The organism is Hymenobacter metallicola, from assembly GCF_004745645.1.
Taxonomy (GTDB): Bacteria; Bacteroidota; Bacteroidia; order Cytophagales; family Hymenobacteraceae; genus Hymenobacter; species Hymenobacter metallicola.
Genome location: NZ_SRMB01000004.1, coordinates 150,536 through 169,511, shown reverse-complemented (window position 1 = coordinate 169,511; position 18,976 = coordinate 150,536). Strand labels below are relative to the sequence as shown.

Sequence of the window (18,976 nt, the reverse complement as noted above, 5' to 3'; positions counted from 1 at the left end):
TTAGAGGCGTTGCGGGTCGCGGGCCTGGTACTGGTAGAGGCGAAAGGAGCGGCGCACGTAAAACGCGGGAAAGGTGACTTCCCCTTCGGCTCCGTCGGCGTAGTAGGTGGTTTGCACGCGGGCTGCCAGGGAGTCGAAGCGGAAGGTGAGGCCCAGCACATTGGTGCCCACGGTGGTGATGGTCGTATCGAGGCGGGTGCGCTGCCCGCGGGCTTCGGCCTCGATGCGGTGCAGCCCGGGTTGCAGCGGCAGGTGGCGGATGAGGCGGTCGGCGCCGGTCCTGAATTTGGCTACCACCGTGTCCAGTACCGTGGCTCCGTCGCAGCGCACGACGATAGCCACGGCTTTCTCCTGACTGTCATTTACTACTTGCAGGCGCACCGGCTCGGGGCTGGTGCAGGCGGCCAGTAGCAGCAGGAGCGGGACAAAACACGGTTTACGCATACGGCAAGGCATAAGAGCGTTTGGGGCGGCCACGAGGCCAAAGCTACCCAACAACAAAAAGCCCACGTCCGGAAGACGCGGGCCTTTTCCTTACTCAGAATTCAAGAACTAGGATTTACTGCACCACCAGGCGGTGCGAAGAAGTGGTACCGTTGGCTTTCACCGTAAACAGGTAGGTGCCGCGGGTCAGGTTGCTGGCGTCCAGCTTCACCTCGTGGTAGCCGGCCATCATCTGCTCGGCTACTACCGACTTCACCTTACGCCCCAGCAGGTTATACACGTCTACCGTTACAAAGCCCTCCTGGGGCAGGTTGTAGCTAAGCGTTGTGGTGCTGGAGAAAGGGTTCGGATAGGCGCCTACCACGTCTTGGGTGCGGGCCGCCGCGGCTGAGGTGCCGGCGGGGCTGGTCTGCGAAGCACCGGCCACGGGCTGGGTCAGGGCTTCCCACTGCGGGAAGGTGCGGGTCACAATCACCGCAAAGTCGGCGCGGGTTACGTTCTGGGTGGGCTTGAACGTGGCGTGCAGGGTAGGCTGCAGATCAAACGTGCCCTGGGTAAGGGTGTAGTAGGCGTTAATCAGGTTCAGCTCCAGTGCCACACTTACGTAGCCCTCCAGGCCGGCCGGAATCTTGGCGGCATCTTCCACCGGAATCGTCTTGCCATCAGCCTGCACCGTTACGGGTTTGCCGGTGCGGGCCAGGGCCGCTTCCTGCAAGCCCAGGGCCTGTACCAGGGCATAGGCCAGAGTGGTGCGGTCTACGGTGCCGTTGGCCGAAAACTGCCCGGTTGGCATAGCGCGCATCAGGCCGTTGTACTGCTGAAACCGGTCCCGCAGGGCAGCGCCCTTGGCCGTTACGGCCTCGGCCAGCAGCAGCTGGTCGCCGGTTACGTCGGTGAAGGACACCGCGCCCGTGGTGGGCAGGTACTGGCGCACCGCCTGCCCCATCAACAGATAGTCGGCCAGCTGGATGCGGCGCAGCAAATCGTCGGGGCGGTAGCCGCCATTCAGGCCGTCGGCCAGGCGCTTGCTCACGGCCAGCTTGATAGCCGCTTCGGCCGGGTGGCCGCTGATGTCGCCCAGGCCGGTGGTGCCGTTGGCAACGGTTTGCGTGATGTTGCCCGTAATCGTCTCGGGTAAGGCCAGGCCTTGCAGTCCTTCGGCTTTCAGCGTCCAGGTGCCGGCCGCGGGGGCTGCCACGGCTACGCTACGGTCGTAGGTCTGGGCAAACAGCACGGGAATGCCCGAGCGGTGCTCCACGCCGTTGGGGTCGGTCAGAATCAGGTTTACCGGGTTGCCGGTCTGGCCCAGCAGGCCCGTGGCGCTTACCTTCACTTCCAGGCTGTTCGTGCCCGGCGCTACGGCAAAGGTCAGCTGGTTCGTAGAAGTGGGCAGGGGGCTGTAGTTGATGCTGAAATCCTGGCGGGCACTCAGGAAGTTGACGTTGCTGTTGAAGCTACGCGTGGCATTCACCGTCGAGCCGAAGTTGGTGCTGCGGAAAGCCTTGTCCACGGCGGCGTAGGCATTCACGTAGCCCGCGCCCACTTCCCACGACTCGCGTCCGGGCATGTTGGTAGCGGTTTTCTCCAGAATCTGCCGCACCTGGGCGGGCGACAACGACGGGTTGGCCTCCAGCATGAGGGCCACTACGCCGGCCAGGTGGGGCGTGGCCATGGAGGTGCCACTCATGTGGGTGTAGAAGGGAATGTGGGCCGGCTCCAGCAGTTCGGCGTCCATCTGCGCCCCCAAGGACGAAACCGGGGCAATAACCCGGGTCGACACCACATCAACGCCGGGCGCCACAATGACGGGCTTGTTGGCGAAGCTCCAGGTTTCACCGTCCATCACAAAGGTGCCACCTTCGCCTTTCACGCCGCGGGACGAGAAGTCGGCCAGGCGGCCAAACCGGTCACCGGCGCCTACCGAAATGGTCCAGGGCGCAATAGCGTAGGGGTTGTGCGTATCGGCGCCGGGGCCTTCGTTGCCCGCCGCAAATACCACGACCATACCCCGGTCGTAGGCTTTTTTGGTGATGACGTTGATAGGATCCGTCGGCTCGAAGTCGCCGCTGGTGCCGAACGAGTTGCTGATGACCCGGATGTTGTACTGGTACTGATGAGTCAGGGCGTAGTCGAAGCCCCCGATGGCGTCGAGCACCAGCAGGGCGCCGCCGGAGCCGTAGCCCAGCAGGGAAGCGCCGGGCGCTACGCCCTCGTATTTGCCGCTGGAGCGAGCCCCGTTGCCGCCCACGGTGCCGGCGCAGTGGGTGCCGTGGCCCGAGTTGGTGTCCGTATTGGGCACGCCTTCCAGGTAGGTCACGGGCAGCATAGCGTCGTAGGAGTTCAGGTTGGTGCTGCCCAGGGTGTTTTGCACGAGGTGGGTGCCCAGCTTGATGTCTTCGTGGGTGCCATCTACGCCGCTGTCGTTAATCAGTACGCCGATGCCCTTGCCCGACACCGGAATGCCTTTGTTGCGGGCCGTCAGTTCCTTGTCGGCGCGCAGGCGCTTTACGCCGGTCAGGTGGGTGTCGTCGTGGTTGTAGTAGCTCAGGCGCTTGTTGTAGTACAAGGACTTTACCTGCGGATTGTGCGCCAGGGCGTCTACCTGAGCCGCCGTGGCCAGGACACCGGCGATGGGCACGGCCCGGAAAGTGAGGCCTTTGCTGATACCAAGCTGGCGCAGCAGGTTGAGCTGGGCGGGCTGGGGGGCACCCTCGCCCTGAAACGTGACGACCACCTGAGCCAGAGGGCTGGTCTGCAGCGCTTTTTTCAAGTCCGGATCGACAACGGCCTGGGCAAAAAGGGAGTGGCCTGCCAGGCAAGCCAAGACTAAGGTAGATAACCGTTTTCTCATAAAAGAAAGGTTGGTAAGGAAGAAAGGTGAAAGGAGGAAGGATGGAACTGTACCGGTATTCGCCAATCTCAAGCGCCCAGATGAAAACTTGATGATGATCTGAGTGCGTTACTACGAATATGGCAACAAAACATGCATACGACGCACGTAGTTGGCCGGTTTTAGGTTATATGGTTAAATTTTAAATAATTTATAGGCATGCTTATTGATAAATTGTCAATCCGTTTAAACGAATTTTTATAAGACTTTAGCAATCAGTATTTATATGTTTATTGTAATATGTATAGCTTCTTATTTGAGGAATTGCTTTTCGGGGGAAGTAGAAAAGTCCAAACTGCAATACACAAAAAAGCCCTGTCTGCCGGAGGCAAACAGGGCTGGTATACTAGGCGCTAGGAAACCTAGTGGGCGTGAATACGCTTACGCTTCTGACGGCGGCGCTCCTGGGCCTGCTTTACGCGGCGGTACAGGGCCTGCAGAGCAGTTTCGGGCTGGGCGGTAGCACCCGTTTGGGTGGTTTCGGTGGTTTGGTCGTTCGTGGCCATGATAAAAAAATTAGGCTTGAAAAGTGGGTTTCGCTAGCGTATACCCTAATAAGCCCCGCGGAGTTTACTCCACCTGACTCGTAACGTACTTGGGCTGCCGGCCAAAGGTACGCTTATTCAACTGAATGGCGCGGCGGCCCGGCCCGCCGGAAAGCCAGGCTATCAGGGGTTCATCAGCTGCCCGATGAATAGGATGGCATTCGACGACTTCTCCCGAATCAGGAACACGCAGGCCCGGTCGACGGCTATGGTCGGGGGGATGGAGGTCGTAACAATACCGACCGACGTAACGGCGGCGGCCTCCGTGCCTTCCTCATTCACTTCCACGTAAGTTTTGTGCAGTACGGCATCAATGGCCAGGTTGCGGCTGCCGCCGGCTAGCATCTGGCTGAAGTTGGCGCGGCTCGAAAACGCTTCCCCCATGCCCAGCTGGCTCAGCATATCGTTCAGGGTGGCCTTGTAGGTCATCTTGAAGCGGGGCAGGCGTAGGGGCAGGCCGGAGGGCTTGGCCTTGGTGAGCCAGCCGGTGAGTTGGGCGTTGCTCAAGTTGCGCACGATGCTGCTGACCGTATTCTGCCCCAGGGGCAGAATGAGCGTCATGCTGAACTGCTTGTTGCCGTAGGGCAGGTCGATAACCTGGTGCTGGGCATCCTCATAGTAGAGGAACTCGCTGTTCGGCGCACTCATGAAGTCAACGTCGGTCTGGCTGCCGTCGTCCCGGCGGAAAGGGGCTTTCTGGGTCAGCTTTTTATCGAATGGATACGTCCAAACCCCTTTGAAATAAATGGCGTTGACCAGCACCATGACGTGTTCCGGGCTCAGGTCCTCCACAATACCGTCAATCTTGCCCTGGGTTTTGTCGCTCACCCAGCCGTTGATTGTCTTCACCGCATCCGGCGAATTGAAATCCAGGGCCTGCACGGTGGCGTCGAAGTAGGTTGAGTTTTTCTGCACGAAAGGCGCCGCCAACTGATACTGCTTGCCGTGCCAGATAGAGTTGGCCGGAGTGAAGGTAACCCGCTTATCAATCCCCCGCAGCAGCTGGTTTAGGCTCTGGTAGGCCTGCCCGATCTGCTCATCGGTTTGGGGCTGAAAACCCAGCGTTTGGCGCATGGCCTCCTTAGTGGTGCCGTCGGCGCCGTTGTAGGCCATGGTGAGGGCCGCCGAAATACTCAGGGGGGAAATGAATAAATTTTTGCTGGCCTCTTTGGCTTGCAAAGCTGCGAAGGAGCGGAAGGCAAAGTCGTTGGCGCTGTGTACCGTTTTGGCCTCCGCCTCGGTCAGGGGCCGGGTCACGGGCGTGTTGTCCTCGACGGCCGGAGCCGTAGCGTCTTTCTGGCAGGCGGAAAAAAGCAGGGAGGCCCCGGAAAGGGCCAGGAGCAGGGTGGTGGCTTGGGTAGAGTTCATACCATTCGTTGTTTGGCTAACGGAACAGAAGTAGCGGCTGCCGCGGCGCAGGCTGGTAAGGGTAGGAGTTGCGGAGCCCGAAAATGGTTGCAGGCCAGCCCGTAGTGTAGGTTAGCTAAGTACAAAGCGGTAGCTGTATCGTCTCATTTACAGTGGTGGTAGCTACTTGGTAATGCGGAACCTGCTCGCGCTGCCGGGTTGCGCCCAACTTAGTACCTTGCTACTCCGTCCCCGGAAGGGCCGGGTCTTTGTTGTTAGCTCGTATGAAAAAGCTTGTTTGGGTAGTTGCGTTGGCGGCGGGTAGCCTGCTGGCGGCCTGCGAGGAGGAAAGCGAGGCTGTTGCCGTGCAGGAGTCCTGCAATGCCAAGAAAATTGTTCGGGAGAATGTGAGCGGTGAGGGCCTGGTGTTTTTCGATTCGCGGGCCTACCAATACACCATCCGCACCAAGGCGAAAAGTGCCCTGGAGGCTGCCGCAGTAGGCTTTATCTGCGGCCAACTGCCGGAGGAGTTCAAAAAAGACTCGCTGGTTGTAAGCTTCACGGGTAACTATGCCGAGTTCGACAAGTATGCCGCGCCCGTTGGCGGCCCCGAATACTATTACCTGACGCTCTCGAAACTGGAGCGTATCAGTGGCGAGTAAGCGGCAGCTGACTCCATATTGGCTGGTAGTTGGCCGTATTTCATGCTCACCAGGCCTGCAGCAGCTCTAGCTTCTGCGGTGCCGCTAGTTGTTGTGCCTTGCTTACTTCCCTCATTCCCCGCTACGGCTGGCTGTTACTGCTGCTACTGAGCCCGCCCGTGCTGGCCCAGCGCACGGTAGAACGGGATTTTCAGCCGTATTTCGCCCAGTACAACCTAAAGGGCTCTTTTCTGCTGCTCGAAACCGGCTCCGGCCCCGACCAGTACACGGCCTACAACCTGGCGCGCTGCCGGCAGGGGTTTCTGCCAGCTTCTACCTTCAAGATTCCCAACACGCTCATCGGCCTTGAAACCGGAGCCGTGCGCGACACGGCCGAGGTATTTCGCTGGAATGGCAAGCCACGCGCTTTCCCGCAGTGGAATCAGGATATGAGCTTTGCCCGGGCCCTGCGCGTGTCGTGCGTGCCGTGCTACCAGGAACTGGCCCGGCGCATCGGGGCCCCGCGCTACCAGCAGTGGCTGCCCAAGCTGCAGTTTGGCCGCATGGTCGTGACGCCCGCCACCGTCGATACGTTCTGGCTGGCCGGAGCCTCGCGCATCACGCAGTTTGAGCAGCTTGCCTTTCTGCGGCGCCTGCAGCAAGGTAAACTGCCCGTGTCGAAGCGTAACCAGGACCTGACCAAAGCTATGCTGGTGCTGAGCCGCGGGCCGGGCTGGGTGCTGCGCGGCAAAACCGGCTGGACCTCCCAGCAAGGCTACGACAACGGCTGGTTTGTGGGCTGGGTGGAGCAAGGCGGCAAAACCTACTTCTTTGCCCTGAATGCGGAGCCCGCGGATGGTAAGCCGGCCACGGCCACGTTTGTGCAGGGCCGGCGGGCCGTTACCGAGCAGATTCTGCAGCAGGAATTCAAGCTGCTCTCACCCCCAAAGCCGTAGGCCAGTATTTCTGACCGTATGCCCGTTACCGTTTTAACCGTGCCCGGACTGGGCAGCTCGGGGCCTCTGCACTGGCAAAGCCTTTGGGAGCAGCACTATGGCTACTCGCGCGTAGAGCAGCAGGAGTGGGAGGCCCCCGTGTGCGCCGACTGGGTGCAAGGGCTGGAGCAAGCCGTGCAAGCCGCCGCCGGGCCCGTGGTGCTGGTAGCCCACAGCTTGGCTTGTAGCACCATTGCCTACTGGGCCCGGCAGCACAGCACCGGCCCGGTGCGGGCGGCCCTGCTGGTTGCCCCGGCCGATACCGAGCAGGCCGATTTTCCCGCCCAGGCGGTCGGCTTCGCGCCCATGCCCTTGCACCAGCTGCCCTTTCCGAGTATCGTGGTGGCTTCGAGTACGGATGAGTACGTGCCGCTGGCGCGTGCCGCCCACTTTGCCCGGGCCTGGGGCAGCCGCTTCGTGGAGGCAGGCGCCCTGGGTCATATCAACTCGGCGTCTGCGTTGGGGCTCTGGCCGCAGGGGCACGTGCTGCTGCAGGAGTTGCTGAGGGACGTAGGCTGAGTAATTCGGGGCCGCCCGACGGAGTTGTGTACCTTGCCCGCTACTACCCGTGCCGTGCCGGCTGGCGCTTTTCTGTAACCGTATGCTTTCCTACAAGCACGAAATCTTCCTGGAAGTGGCCCGCCTGCTGAGCTTCACCAAGGCCAGCCAGAATCTGTTTGTCAGCCAGTCGGCGGTGAGCAAGCACGTGAAGACCCTGGAAGAGGAGTACAAAATCGGCTTGTTTGAGCGGCTGGGTAATACGGTCAAACTAACGCCGGCCGGGGAAGTGCTCTACCGGAAGCTGCTGGTGGCCAAGCAGCTGCAACACGAGCTGCACCAGGAGTTCACCGCCCTCAGCGCCGAGTATTCCCCCCGCTTCCGGATGATGATAGGGGCCAGCACTACCATTTCGCTCTACGTGCTGCCGCCGGTGCTGTCGGCCTACCTCAATAAGAACCCCAATATTCAGCTCACGCTTAAAAACCGCAACAGCGAGAATATCCTGCGGGCCCTGCTCGACCACGAAATTGACTTGGGCATCATTGAGGGCATCAACAAGGTGAGCAACGTGACCTACACGCCCTTCCTGACCGACGACGTCATTGCCGTATGTTCGGCCAAGAACCCGCTGAACCGCCAGAATCTGGCCGTGCAGGACTTGCACAATGTGCCTCTCGCGGTGCGGGAAGTCGGTTCAGGTACGTTGGCGGTGCTGGAAGAAGCCCTGGCCCAGCACCAGATGAAGCTGCCGGACCTGCCCGTAAAAGTGCGCCTGGGCGGCACCGAAGCCCTGAAAAACTTTGTGCGGGTCGATACCTGTCTGGCCTTTTTGCCCCGGCAGGCCGTGGTCAAGGAGCTGGAGTCGGGGGAGCTGCTGGAAGTGCCCATCCGGGGGCTGGCCATGCGGCGGCAGTTCAATTTCATCCAGCGCAAGGGCACCGAAAATAACTTGCCCTACAAAGACTTCGTGCAGTTTATGAAGCGGCACTATTCGAAAATGGAATAGCCTATTCCGAATCCCTATTTTGTTTCCGCATACCGACGGGGCTACTTGCCGTTCTAAAGCTCAACTCTCCAGCCCCGCTCATGGAAACCTGCACTGCCCTTACTTCCCGCATCCAAACCCTGGAATGCTCCGCCTGCGGCCGGCCTCACTCGGCCTTTGTCTTGCAGCGCGTGTCGGAGTGCTGCCAGATGCCCCTGCTGGCTACCTACGACTTGCAGGAGCCCCTGAGCAAAGCCAGTATTTGCCAGACCGACGGCTCGATGTGGCGCTACCGCGAGGTGCTGCCCTTGCTCCACGACGAAAACCGGGTGAGTTTGGGGGAAGGATTTACGCCGATTCTGGAGTTGCAGCGCCTGGCTAGCCGCTACGACCTGCAATCCTTGGTGCTTAAGGATGAGGGCAAAAACCCTACGGGCTCCTTCAAGGCCCGGGGCCTGAGCATGGCCATTTCCAAAGCCAAAGAACTGGGTATTCAGGGCTGTATTGTACCCACGGCGGGCAATGCGGGAGTGGCTATGGCTGCGTATTGCGCCAAAGCCGGCATGCGGGCCGTCGTGGCCATGCCGCGCCACACGCCCAAGGCCTTTCGGGAAGAGTGCTACTGGTACGGGGCCGAAGTACAGCTTATCGACGGGCTGATAAACGACTGCGCCGCCTGGGTGCGCCACACCAATGCCAACGGCGAGCTGCTCGACGTATCGACCCTGAAGGAGCCTTACCGGATTGAGGGCAAAAAAACCATGGGCTACGAAATTGCTGAGCAGCTAGGCTGGCAGCTGCCCGACGTGATTCTATACCCAGCCGGTGGCGGCACGGGGCTTATCGGCATCTGGAAGGCTTTTCAGGAAATGAAAGCCCTGGGCTGGCTGCCGGCCGCTGTGAAGCTGCCCCGCATGGTGGCCGTGCAAGCCGCCAACTGCTGCCCTTTGATTGAAACCTATACAGGCCGGCAGGCCAACTCCCACCACTACGTTGGCAAACCCACCATTGCCAACGGACTGGCCGTGCCGCGCCCCTTGGGCGAACCGCTGATGCTGGAAGTGCTGCGCGAGTCGCAGGGCACGGCCGTGAGCATCACCGATGCCCAGATGGTGGAAGGCATGCGGGAACTGAGCCGCCTCGAAGGCCTGTTTGTGGCCCCCGAGGGCGCCGCCGTCTGGATGGCCGCCCGCCACCTGCTCAGCACCGGCTGGCTGCAGGCCGACGAGCGGATTCTGCTGCTCAACACGGGCTCGGGCCAGAAGTACCTCGACAACGTGGAAGGCCAGTACTAGGCCCGTTCCTGCGTATTCGCACCAACATTTCCCGTAGCTTGCGGTCTAACTCGAAGGTCGTATGGACGCAGTATGGGGCTGGCAGCACGTCGATTTTTATCCCGATGAAGTGCGGGAGCAGGGCCCGGTAACCGAAGCCGAAGCGCTGGCTGCGTATGCCGGCTTTCCCTGGGCCGCGCAGCTCAACCAGCTGGCCGAGCGCCGGCGCGAAGGCCTGACCAGTACCTTGCCCGGCCTCTGGTTTCGGCGCGGTCCGGAACAGCTGACGATTACTTCGCCCGACGACCTGACCGTGCTGCTCAATTTTCGATTGGGAGAGCAGCAGTATGAGGGGGAGCTTTCCCTGAACTGGCACGCCCACACCCTGGAGCCGGAGGACGTCATCCATATGCTCTTTGAGGGTGTGCTGGCGGCCTGGCCGGGTTGGAAAAGGGTGAGCCCGGGCGTAGCCGCGGCTTCGCCGCCTAAGGTTCTTCGCTTTCAGTCGCGCCCCCGCTCCCCGTGGCGGGCCCTGCTGCGGCCCCTGGGGCTTGTCGTAGCCGTGAGTGTACTGGCCGGGGCCACGCCCCTGGGCTGGCCTATCGTGGTGGCTGGGGCCTTGGTTGGGCTGCTGCAGTTGGGCCCCGTTGCCTGGCTCGAGTGGCAATACGCCCGCGCCGGGGCCGGGCAGCAGGTAGAAGTAGACTCCGGGCGCCATTGGCTTACGCTGCGGGACCAACACGGCACGTTGGAATTCGGGCGGGAGCAAGTGCGGGAGTGCGTGGTGGTACGCTCCCATTCGCGGAGCCGCTCCTTAAACGGGTACGAATACGTCTGCTTTGTGCTGACCAACCACCAAGTATGCATTATTCCTCACCTGACTGGTCCGGCCAAGGCCATTGCCCAGGCCATGGGCGTACAATATCGTCTGGAGGAGACCGGCTTTCCCTCTATTTATCACCGCCGCTTGTCGGTAACTCAGCTGCAGGCCGCGGAGCGGGAGCATCAGTTCCGGCTGGAGGAATTTCGTCAGCGGTTCGTTTCTTGTAGCTCCGCCCAACTCCGGGCAATTCTTGATGAGTCAGGGCGTTACACCGGTCCTGCGGTAGAAGCTGCCCAGCAGCTCTTGCAAAGCCGAACCGTAACCAACGACTGATTTTAGGGTACAATAGCCCTATGAGAAAGCTCGTGCTGGTCGTGGTCGGGGCACTGGCGGCTTTGGTGCTGGCCTGGGCCGGTTGGCAGCGGTCCGCTAAGAAGGTGTTGCCACGAAATTCAGAGAAGATGATGAAAGCTGATCAGAACCGTTTGTACGCCGATGTGGAGTTTCTGACTTCCCTGCGCCCGGCCCGCAGCTACCGCAACCAGGTTTCGCTGAATAAGGCGGCCGACTACATTAAGAGCGAGTTGGAAAAGCTGGATTGCCGCGTTGAGGAGCAGCCTTTCCGCGTCGACGGGCAGTCCTACCGCAACATTATTGCCTCCTTTGGTCCCCCGGAGGCCGAGCGCATTATCGTAGGTGCCCACTACGACGTGTGCGGGGAGCAACCCGGCGCCGACGACAATGCCAGTGCCGTGGCCGGCCTGCTCGAAACGGCCCGCCTGCTGCACGCCCGGCAGTTGCCGCTGACTCGCCGTATCGATTTGGTGGCTTATTCCCTGGAAGAACCCCCGTTCTTTGGCACCGAAGACATGGGCAGCGCCGTGCACGCCAAATCCCTGCACGACCAACGCGTGGCCGTGCGGGCCATGATTTGCTACGAAATGATCGGCTACTTCAGCGACGCGCCCGGCTCCCAGCGTTTCCCGGATGAGCGGCTGGCCAGGCTTTACCCCACTACCGGAAATTTTATCACGGTAGTAGGCAAGCAAGGGCAGGAAAGGATTGTCGAACAGGTGAAAAAACTCATGCAAGCCCACGCCGATATTGACGTGCAAAGCATTAACCTGCCCAGCGCCGTGGGCCTAGCGGGTCTGTCGGACCACCGCAACTACTGGCGCTATGGCTACGAGGCGCTGATGATTAACGACACTTCCTTCCTGCGCAACGCCAACTACCACCAAACCACCGACACCATCGACACGCTCGATTTCCGCCGCATGGCCGAAGTTGTCAATGGCGTATTCGGCGCTATTCTGGGGCTCTGACCCTCCCAGCTCCCGGCCAGATGATACCTTTGCCAGCAGGCCCGGGCCGGGCTGTCGTTTGCTTTTGCTTGAAATCATTGCTGCATGCGCATTCTTCACGTATTGTCCGCTGAGTTTTTCGCTGGCTCGGTCAGCTACGCCGTGCACCTGGCCGAAGCGCACCGGGCCCAGGGCCACGAGGTCGTGATGGTGTCAGATCGGGCCGAGCTGCCTACCGGGGCGCTGTGCGTGCAAACATCCATCGGCAACCGGCGCCACGCCCAGCGGCTGCGCAATATTCTGCTCATTCGCCGCTTACTGGGCGAGCACCAGATTGACGTCGTGCACGCCCACTCGCGGGCGGCCAGCTGGGTAGCGTATTTCGCCGTGAAAGGCACGGGCGTACCCCTGGTATCGACCGTACACGGGCGCCAGCACCTGCACGCCTCCACCAGCCTGTTCGATATCTACGGCGACAAGGTTATTGCCATTTGTGCCAATCTGAAAACCCACCTGGTTGAGGAAGTACGGATGCAGGCCGACAAAATCGTGCTCCTGCCCAACGGCGTGGATTTTTCTGCCCAGCGTCCTGGTCCGGCTACCCAGGCGAGCCCGCTGCGCCTTTCCTTTATCGGCCGCTTCAACGGGGGCAAAGGCGAGCGGGCCACCCAATTGCTCCAGCACGTATTTGGCCCTCTGCTGGCGGAGTTTCCGGTGCTGCGCATTGCCTTGGTGGGCGGGGAGCTGGAGCAACTGCCGGCGGCTGGTAAAATGGCACTGCAGGCCTTGCAAGAGCAGTTTGGGGAGCGGCTCGAAGTGGTCGGGTTTACCACTGATGTTCCCCACTGGTTGCAGCAGTCAGCTCTGGTCGTGGGGGCCGGGCGGGTGGCCATCGAGGCCTTGGGGGCCGGTACCAGCGTGCTGGCCCTGGGTGAGGCGACCTACGCGGGCTTGGTGACGGAAACCAGCTACGAGCAGGCCGCCGCTTCCAACTTCGGCGACATTTCGGCCCGGGTGCAGGATACGACCGTCGACTACGACCAGCTGCTACACGATGCGCGGACGTTTCTGGCGGCGGCTTACCCGGTGGGGGCAGCCCTGCAGGCCCGGGTGCAGCGCGACTACAACCTGGCGGCCATTGCCACTCAAGTGCTGAGCGTGTACCGCAGCGCCGTGATGAAAAAGCGGGTGCCGGGCTTTATTCCCATCCTGATGTATCACAAGGTGCCCACCGAGCCGCTGCAAACCAAGCACCGCATCTTCGTGACGCGGGCCAACTTCGAGCAGCACCTGCAGTATTTCAAAAGCCGGAAGTTTACTCCCATTACTTTTCACGAGTACCGGGCTTTTGCCAACGGCGAGAAAGACCTGCGCCAGTTTCCGGCCAAGCCTCTTATCCTGACCTTTGACGACGGCTACACCGACAACTATACCAACTTGCTGCCTCTGATGCAGCACTACGGCTACCGCGGCGTCATCTACCTGCTCGGCGATGCGCAGGTGCGCTACAATTTCTGGGACGTAGACTCGGATCCTACCGAGCCCCGCTGCGACATTATGAACCTGGAGCAGAAGCAGGCCTTTGTAGCGGCCGGCTGGGAAATTGGGGCCCATACCTTGTCGCACCCGAACTTAACCACGCTGACTCTGGAAGAGGCCGCCCAGGAAATAGCGGCCAGCAAGCAGCAGCTTGAGCAAAGCCTTGCCACCGAAGTAATATCTTTTGCCTACCCCTACGGAGCGCTTAGTGAGGAAGTGAAAAAACTGGCTCAGGAAGCCGGCTTTGCTTTTGCAGTAGCCACCGATACCGGCGGGATGCACCTGGAGGACGACCGGTTTCAAATCTTCCGCATCAATATGTTTCCCGAGGAAACCCCCGGTTCCCTGTTTAAAAAGACGGCGCCCTGGTACCGGAAGTATTACCGCTTCAAGCGGAAAAAGTAGTTTTCTAGCGTGTTATCAACCCTACTGTCGTCTCAGGCTTACGTCTGCAGATCGGGCCGGTGTGGCCTTATCAACTACTTCTGCTTGTCTCTGCTTGCAAAAACTGCTGTTTGTTAGTTTTAGGAATAAGGCTATAAAATTTTAGGGCATAAGTTCTGGAAGGGCCATGGGATTTACAGGAACACCTTAAATTTTATAGGGTATTGTCTGAAAATAATGATTCATATCGTAAATTGACCTTTGTAATCTAAGGCAGGTAATAAAAAATACGCATATGAGTCGTTCTGCAGTCTTTCGCCCCAGCATTAGTCTGCTGACTTTGGTCGGGCTAATCGTGTTAAGTCTCTTGGCCGCATTCGTCGAAGTACCTCATCCGGCGGCCCCGGCCGGTAGCCTCAACGGAGCGGATGTGGCCTGGATGCTGACGGCTACGGCCTTTGTGCTGATTATGACCCCGGGGCTGTCATTCTTTTACGGCGGTATGGTGCGTCCCAAAAACGTAATTTCCACCATGCTCCAAAGCTTTGTGGCCTTGGGCGTTATTTCGCTGGTTTGGTATTTCGTGGGCTTCTCCCTGGCGTATGGCGACTCTTGGCACGGGCTGATTGGTAACCCATTTACCTTCATTATGCTGCGCAACGTGGGCACGGCGCCCCATCCGGTGTTGTCGCCCAGCATCCCGTTCGTTTTGTTTTTTGCCTTTCAACTCAAGTTTGCCATCATCACCCCGGCCCTGATTACCGGCTCCTTTGCCGAGCGGGTACGGTTCAAGGCTTATCTGGCCTTTATGGTGCTGTTCAGCATCTTTGTCTACTGCCCCTTAGCGCACTGGACCTGGCATCCGGAAGGTTTTCTGCGCAAGTGGGGCGTTCTGGATTTTGCCGGGGGCACTGTGGTCCACATTTCGGCCGGTATTGCAGCCCTGGCCGCGGCCTTGGTGCTGGGTCCCCGTTCGATTCATGGCCGCAAAACTTCGTTTCTAACGCCCAACGTGCCCTATGTTATTCTGGGTACGGGGCTGTTGTGGTTCGGCTGGTTTGGCTTCAACGCCGGTTCGGCCCTGGGCGCCAACGAGCTGGCCGCCCTGTCGTTTGTCAACACGAATATGGCTTCGGCCGCGGCCCTGGTGGCCTGGCTGCTGATTGAAGTAGTGCGGGGCGGTAAGCCTACCGCGCTGGGGGCCTGCATCGGAGCCGTGGTGGGGCTGGTGGCTATTACGCCCGCGGCTGGCTACGTTACCTACGGGCAAAGCGTGCTGATTGGGGTACTGGCTTCCCTAATTAGCCAGGCTGCCGTGCATTGGCAGAACAGCCGCACCTCCATCGACGACACCCTGGATGTATTTCCCTGCCACGGCCTGGGCGGCATTGTGGGCATGCTGCTCACCGGCGTCTTCGCCGATAAGGTAGGACTGGTACACGGCGAGTTTATCACCTTTGGTTACCACGTGCTGGGCCTGGGCATTGTTATTGCCTTCACCTTCGTCGGCGCCTGGATCTTGCTGAAAATCACGGATCTTTTCTTCGGGCTGCGCGTAAAACTAGCCCAGGAAGAGCTAGGTCTCGACCTAAGTCAACACGAGGAATCGACTTACCATATCGATGAAGAATTCGAGCAAACCTACCGCAAAGAACAGGTAGGGGAGCGTATCTGATTACCTCGGCTGCGGTGGTAACGATTTATCAGGGTTTATAGAAGGGGTGGCCGTCGGAGTTGAAGCCGACGGCCTTTCTTTTGCCCGTTAATTCATCTTGCTCAGGAAAAATGCCGCCAGAAACCCCAGCACCGTGATGAGCCCCGTAAAGTTATGGGCGGTAGCAAAGGCTTCCGGAATCATGGTGTCGGCTATCATGGCCAGTACCGCCCCGGCCGCAACAGCCGTGGTAGCCGCTACTACTTCCTGCGAAAAATGACTGAAAATAGTGTAGCCAGCCAGCGACGACAGGCTCGAAACCACGGCAATGCCCGCCCACAGCAGGAACACGTACCGGGCCGGGCGCCCTGCTTTTTTCATGCCCGCCGCACTGGATAGGCCTTCCGGCAGGTTGGACAAGAAAATGGCTGTTACGGCTACCAGGCTCACGGCGCCGCCCGCCAGCAAACTTAGGCCAATAACAATGCTTTCGGGAATTCCGTCGAGCAAGGCCCCCACGGCCAGGGCCATGCCATTGTCGTCGCCGGGCTCGGTATCCTCTTTGGCTCCGGCCTGCACTTTCTGCCGCTCCACTTTCTGATGCTCGCCCGAACGTTTGCGGTGCTTGGCTCCGTGCCGGGCCAGCAGCCAGTTAGCCAGGGTATACGCCGCCGCGCCACCCACAAAGCCCAGGGCAGTCGAGTCCAGCCCCCCTTTTTCGTAGGCATCTTCCATCAATTCCAGGGAAAGAGTGGAGATAAGCACGCCGCTGCCAAAAGCCATAATGGCTGCTATCAGCCGCTGCGGCACGTGAGCGTAGTAGCCGATAGCGGCGCCGAGCAACAAAGCGGAACCTGAAACCAGGCCCCAAAAGCCCGCTACGGCCCAGGTCGGAAAAGTCATGTGTAAAGAATAAGGACCGGGGCTACGGCGAGTTACGAAAAGTGCCCTGAGCCTTTATACGTAGCTTCTACAGTCGAGTATAGGTCGACAGTACGTTAGCCCGGGAGCCGAAAACGAGCCAAGGTAGCTTGCAGCTGCGCCTCATCAACAGTGGTTAGCAGCACCTTTTTAAACGGCGCTGTATGGCCCGTCACCAGTTCTACGCTGGACTTGCTGACTCCGAACACTTCGGCCAGATAGGTTAGCAGGCATCGGTTAGCCTTGCCGTCTTGGGCGGGGGCCTGTAGCCGTACCGTAATACTACCGTCAGGAGCCACTTCCAACAGGCTCTGGCGGCTATTGGGCTTGGCTTTCAGGTGCAGAATAACGGGCATAAGGGGCTGGAATAGCCAGCCAAGATACTATTCCGCGGTTATGGTTGCCGTTTTGTTGAGGCGGGCTTGGCCAAAGGGGCACTGGTCGAGCACGACGCAGCGGCCACAGGCCGGGCTGTGAAAGTAGCAGCATTTCTGGCCGTGAAACATAAAGGCCTCGTGGTGGTCGTACACGTGCTGGGCATCCCAATCGGGCGGCAGAAAAGCTTCCAGCAGCTTATGAGCGGGTCCTTCGCCTACTTTGGGCCCAATCAGGCCCAGGCGCTGGGCCACCCGATGATGATGACTATCGACGGGCATGGCCGGAATCCGCAGGGAGCTGAAGAGCAGCGTGGCCGCGCTGGTTTTAGGGCCGATGCCCGAAATAGTTTCCAGCCAAGCCCGGGCTTCCGCTACGGGCATATCGGCCAGAAAGCCCAGGTCGCAGGGGCCGCCGCAGCGGGTGCTTATTTCGCGGAGTACCGCCTGAATACGGGGGGCTTTCTGCTCGGGCCAGGTGCAAGCACTGATGGCCTGCTCTACGGCCTCGGTCGGGGCGTCGCGCACGGCTTCCCAGGTCGGGAATTGGGCCCGCAGCTGCTGGTAGGCCCGGTGCGACTCCTGGTTGCGGGTGCGGTGGGAAAGCAGGGCGCTAATCAGCTCACTAAGGGCGTCTTTGGTGCTGAAGAAACGGAACGGAGCCCCGTACTCCGCGCACAGCAGCTCGTGGGCGCGTAAGGCCCGGGCCTGGCAAGCGGCAAAATCGGAGCAGACGGGGCTGAGGTTTTCCACCCTGGAACTTACGCCAGGCCGCCGTCAGGGTTGCTGAGCCCACGGCTACTCCTGGCCGCGGTTGTAGAGCGAAATTGCCTGCTTAATGCTTTGTTGCTGCTTGCCGCCCAGCACAATGGGCACAATAGCCAGCGGAATGGCCGCGTAAATCAGCGGGGAGATGGAAGGGCCGGATTGCGAAGACGTCAGCGTCGAAAACAAGCCGAGGGCCGTAACGCCGGCTGCCGCCACGTAGCTCAGGGTCGTGATGCGCTGGTACTTGCGGGCCTGGAGCAGCAAGGCCGTGCTGCCGGCGTTATCGGCCGTGGCCAAGCTGAGGTTGCGCAGGCTCATGTCCTGAATCGGGCCGTTGTCTTTGCTGAAGTACTCCGTCTTGACGGTTCGGTACACGGGCCCACCGTAGCCATACCCGCCAAAGCGCCCGCCGTACCCGTACGGACCATACCCGTACGGGTTGTACCCATTGCCGGCGTATTGGGTGCTGGTAGCCGAATACAAGCTCAAGCGCCCGACCCGGTCGCGGCGCAGGGTCACCTCCCGCGACGACTTGGGCAGGATGGTACGCACGTAATGCCCCGACTCGTCTTCGTAGAAGCTGACCTCGTTCATCTCTACCCGCCGCTGGTCGTCGAGCAGCAGGTAGGTGCGGCCAAATACGGGCTGCTTCACTTCCACATCGTAAGCCTTGTAGAGCGTGCCATTCTTGAGACCAACGGCAAATCGGGTGGTTTCGGGAGCCGCCGGTACGGAAGTCGCCGGCGGGCGGGGCGGCTGGGCCTGCTGCGGTGGCTGGTCAACCTGGGGCTGTTGCGAAAGCTGGGGCTGCCGCCCCGGCCGACGCGCGGAATCGGGCAGGGCTGGCAGGGTATTCAACTGCCGGGGGGCATTTTGGGCCTGCGTCAGGGCTGGTGTAGCGACGCCCAGCGCCAACAGGAGAAAATAGAAGCGGGAAGCCATGAGGGAGAGGAAGTTGTCTTCAAACGAATGAAGAAGGAAGTAGCGTATGCAGCCGGGCGGTGCGGGTGTCCGTTATGCGGGGCTCAACAGCACCCTGCCCGTATCCATTCCCAAAGATGAGGTTTCACCCCGAATTAGTTGCACTTGCCCCGGCCGCCAACAAAAAAGCCAATACCCCGGCTTGGCGGCCGAGCTATTGGCTGTGAAAACAAACTTCAAACGCGCCTACTTCAGCAGCTGCTCCAGCAGGCTGATACTGTCGACCATGTCGGTGCCGGTTTCAAAATCCACGGGCTTGAGAATGTAGCCGCTCACGCCCAGGTTCTCGGCCCGCAGCCGGTCGATGTCCATAGCCGAGGTGGTAGTAATAAACACCGGAATGTCGCTTAGCTCAACATGGCTGCGCAGCTCTACCAAGAACTCGTGGCCGTTCATTTTGGGCATGTTCAAGTCAAGCAGGATTACTTCGGGCAAGGGCTGAATAGCCTCCACGCCGTTTCGGCCCAGCAGCAAATCCAGGGCCTCCAGGCCGTTGAAGGCCGTGTAGAGCTTGTGTTGAATACTGAATTTCTCGAAAGCTTTCTGCACGGTCATCGTGTCGAAAAAGTCATCCTCTACCAATAAAACCGAACGCATATACAAGTA

Annotated in this window: 18 protein-coding genes; 9 read left to right on the top strand and 9 right to left on the bottom strand. The window is 60.1% G+C overall.

Translation table 11 applies throughout. From position 1 onward, the window contains the following. The 4 genes from E5K02_RS19190 to E5K02_RS19180 all read right to left on the bottom strand — a co-directional run bounded on the left by E5K02_RS19190 (position 1) and on the right by E5K02_RS19180 (position 5,247). A complete protein-coding gene (locus tag E5K02_RS19190) occupies positions 1-444 on the bottom strand; it encodes a hypothetical protein (protein WP_135396932.1) in 444 nt (147 codons plus the stop codon). A gap of 115 nt (positions 445-559) precedes the next feature. After that, positions 560-3,295: a S8/S53 family peptidase gene (locus tag E5K02_RS19185; RefSeq protein WP_135396931.1), complete on the bottom strand. Its 2,736-nt coding sequence runs from the start codon at positions 3,293-3,295 to the stop codon at positions 560-562. Between the two features lie 401 nt (positions 3,296-3,696). Then, on the bottom strand, positions 3,697-3,840 hold the full coding sequence (locus E5K02_RS25625; protein ID WP_167856494.1) for a hypothetical protein: 144 nt from the start codon (positions 3,838-3,840) through the stop codon (positions 3,697-3,699). 162 nt (positions 3,841-4,002) lie between these two features. Further along, complete coding sequence (locus E5K02_RS19180) at positions 4,003-5,247, bottom strand: serpin family protein (RefSeq protein WP_135396929.1); 1,245 nt, start codon at positions 5,245-5,247, stop codon at positions 4,003-4,005. Between the two features lie 263 nt (positions 5,248-5,510). Here E5K02_RS19180 and E5K02_RS19175 point away from each other — a divergent pair, with 263 nt between their 5' ends. The 9 genes from E5K02_RS19175 to E5K02_RS19135 all read left to right on the top strand — a co-directional run bounded on the left by E5K02_RS19175 (position 5,511) and on the right by E5K02_RS19135 (position 15,347). Further along, entirely contained in the window at positions 5,511-5,888 is a 378-nt protein-coding gene (locus E5K02_RS19175) for a hypothetical protein (RefSeq protein WP_135396927.1), read from the top strand. A 98-nt stretch (positions 5,889-5,986) separates the two neighbouring features. Further along, positions 5,987-6,823 carry a class D beta-lactamase gene (gene blaOXA, locus E5K02_RS19170; RefSeq protein ID WP_167856493.1) on the top strand — a complete coding sequence of 279 codons (837 nt, stop codon included), beginning with the start codon at positions 5,987-5,989 and terminating at the stop codon, positions 6,821-6,823. A gap of 18 nt (positions 6,824-6,841) precedes the next feature. Further along, the gene (locus E5K02_RS19165) at positions 6,842-7,381 is read left to right on the top strand and encodes an RBBP9/YdeN family alpha/beta hydrolase (protein ID WP_135396923.1); all 540 of its coding nucleotides are present in this window, start codon (positions 6,842-6,844) and stop codon (positions 7,379-7,381) included. A gap of 82 nt (positions 7,382-7,463) precedes the next feature. Continuing rightward, positions 7,464-8,369, top strand: a complete 906-nt coding sequence (locus tag E5K02_RS19160) for a LysR family transcriptional regulator (RefSeq protein ID WP_135396921.1) — start codon at positions 7,464-7,466, stop codon at positions 8,367-8,369. Positions 8,370-8,449: 80 nt separating this feature from the next. Continuing rightward, positions 8,450-9,643: a threonine synthase gene (locus E5K02_RS19155; protein WP_135396919.1), complete on the top strand. Its 1,194-nt coding sequence runs from the start codon at positions 8,450-8,452 to the stop codon at positions 9,641-9,643. Positions 9,644-9,704: 61 nt separating this feature from the next. Next, the gene (locus E5K02_RS19150) at positions 9,705-10,778 is read left to right on the top strand and encodes a hypothetical protein (protein ID WP_135396917.1); all 1,074 of its coding nucleotides are present in this window, start codon (positions 9,705-9,707) and stop codon (positions 10,776-10,778) included. Between the two features lie 20 nt (positions 10,779-10,798). Next, the gene (locus tag E5K02_RS19145) at positions 10,799-11,770 is read left to right on the top strand and encodes a M28 family peptidase (RefSeq protein WP_240737362.1); all 972 of its coding nucleotides are present in this window, start codon (positions 10,799-10,801) and stop codon (positions 11,768-11,770) included. An 84-nt stretch (positions 11,771-11,854) separates the two neighbouring features. Continuing rightward, positions 11,855-13,693 carry a polysaccharide deacetylase family protein gene (locus tag E5K02_RS19140; protein WP_135396915.1) on the top strand — a complete coding sequence of 613 codons (1,839 nt, stop codon included), beginning with the start codon at positions 11,855-11,857 and terminating at the stop codon, positions 13,691-13,693. Positions 13,694-13,967: 274 nt separating this feature from the next. After that, positions 13,968-15,347 carry an ammonium transporter gene (locus E5K02_RS19135; protein ID WP_135396913.1) on the top strand — a complete coding sequence of 460 codons (1,380 nt, stop codon included), beginning with the start codon at positions 13,968-13,970 and terminating at the stop codon, positions 15,345-15,347. Between the two features lie 87 nt (positions 15,348-15,434). Here the strand turns inward: E5K02_RS19135 and E5K02_RS19130 are convergent, their stop codons facing one another. The 5 genes from E5K02_RS19130 to E5K02_RS19110 all read right to left on the bottom strand — a co-directional run bounded on the left by E5K02_RS19130 (position 15,435) and on the right by E5K02_RS19110 (position 18,967). Beyond that, positions 15,435-16,229, bottom strand: a complete 795-nt coding sequence (locus tag E5K02_RS19130; RefSeq protein WP_135396911.1) for a ZIP family metal transporter — start codon at positions 16,227-16,229, stop codon at positions 15,435-15,437. A gap of 95 nt (positions 16,230-16,324) precedes the next feature. Then, complete coding sequence (locus E5K02_RS19125) at positions 16,325-16,603, bottom strand: DUF167 domain-containing protein (protein WP_135396909.1); 279 nt, start codon at positions 16,601-16,603, stop codon at positions 16,325-16,327. Between the two features lie 27 nt (positions 16,604-16,630). Next, complete coding sequence (locus tag E5K02_RS19120; protein ID WP_135396907.1) at positions 16,631-17,374, bottom strand: endonuclease III domain-containing protein; 744 nt, start codon at positions 17,372-17,374, stop codon at positions 16,631-16,633. A gap of 45 nt (positions 17,375-17,419) precedes the next feature. Further along, the gene (locus E5K02_RS19115) at positions 17,420-18,331 is read right to left on the bottom strand and encodes a hypothetical protein (protein ID WP_135396905.1); all 912 of its coding nucleotides are present in this window, start codon (positions 18,329-18,331) and stop codon (positions 17,420-17,422) included. Between the two features lie 225 nt (positions 18,332-18,556). Next, entirely contained in the window at positions 18,557-18,967 is a 411-nt protein-coding gene (locus E5K02_RS19110; protein ID WP_135396903.1) for a response regulator, read from the bottom strand. Between the last annotated feature and the right edge of the window lie 9 nt (positions 18,968-18,976).

Bases quoted from the DNA above. Each gene is read 5' to 3' on its own strand.
- E5K02_RS19190 (WP_135396932.1), bottom strand. From the start codon at position 444: ATGCGTAAACCGTGTTTTGTCCCGCTCCTGCTGCTACTGGCCGCCTGC.
- E5K02_RS19185 (WP_135396931.1), bottom strand. From the start codon at position 3,295: ATGAGAAAACGGTTATCTACCTTAGTCTTGGCTTGCCTGGCAGGCCAC.
- E5K02_RS25625 (WP_167856494.1), bottom strand. From the start codon at position 3,840: ATGGCCACGAACGACCAAACCACCGAAACCACCCAAACGGGTGCTACC.
- E5K02_RS19180 (WP_135396929.1), bottom strand. From the start codon at position 5,247: ATGAACTCTACCCAAGCCACCACCCTGCTCCTGGCCCTTTCCGGGGCC.
- E5K02_RS19175 (WP_135396927.1), top strand. From the start codon at position 5,511: ATGAAAAAGCTTGTTTGGGTAGTTGCGTTGGCGGCGGGTAGCCTGCTG.
- E5K02_RS19165 (WP_135396923.1), top strand. From the start codon at position 6,842: ATGCCCGTTACCGTTTTAACCGTGCCCGGACTGGGCAGCTCGGGGCCT.
- E5K02_RS19160 (WP_135396921.1), top strand. From the start codon at position 7,464: ATGCTTTCCTACAAGCACGAAATCTTCCTGGAAGTGGCCCGCCTGCTG.
- E5K02_RS19155 (WP_135396919.1), top strand. From the start codon at position 8,450: ATGGAAACCTGCACTGCCCTTACTTCCCGCATCCAAACCCTGGAATGC.
- E5K02_RS19150 (WP_135396917.1), top strand. From the start codon at position 9,705: ATGGACGCAGTATGGGGCTGGCAGCACGTCGATTTTTATCCCGATGAA.
- E5K02_RS19145 (WP_240737362.1), top strand. From the start codon at position 10,799: ATGAGAAAGCTCGTGCTGGTCGTGGTCGGGGCACTGGCGGCTTTGGTG.
- E5K02_RS19140 (WP_135396915.1), top strand. From the start codon at position 11,855: ATGCGCATTCTTCACGTATTGTCCGCTGAGTTTTTCGCTGGCTCGGTC.
- E5K02_RS19135 (WP_135396913.1), top strand. From the start codon at position 13,968: ATGAGTCGTTCTGCAGTCTTTCGCCCCAGCATTAGTCTGCTGACTTTG.
- E5K02_RS19130 (WP_135396911.1), bottom strand. From the start codon at position 16,229: ATGACTTTTCCGACCTGGGCCGTAGCGGGCTTTTGGGGCCTGGTTTCA.
- E5K02_RS19125 (WP_135396909.1), bottom strand. From the start codon at position 16,603: ATGCCCGTTATTCTGCACCTGAAAGCCAAGCCCAATAGCCGCCAGAGC.
- E5K02_RS19115 (WP_135396905.1), bottom strand. From the start codon at position 18,331: ATGGCTTCCCGCTTCTATTTTCTCCTGTTGGCGCTGGGCGTCGCTACA.
- E5K02_RS19110 (WP_135396903.1), bottom strand. From the start codon at position 18,967: ATGCGTTCGGTTTTATTGGTAGAGGATGACTTTTTCGACACGATGACC.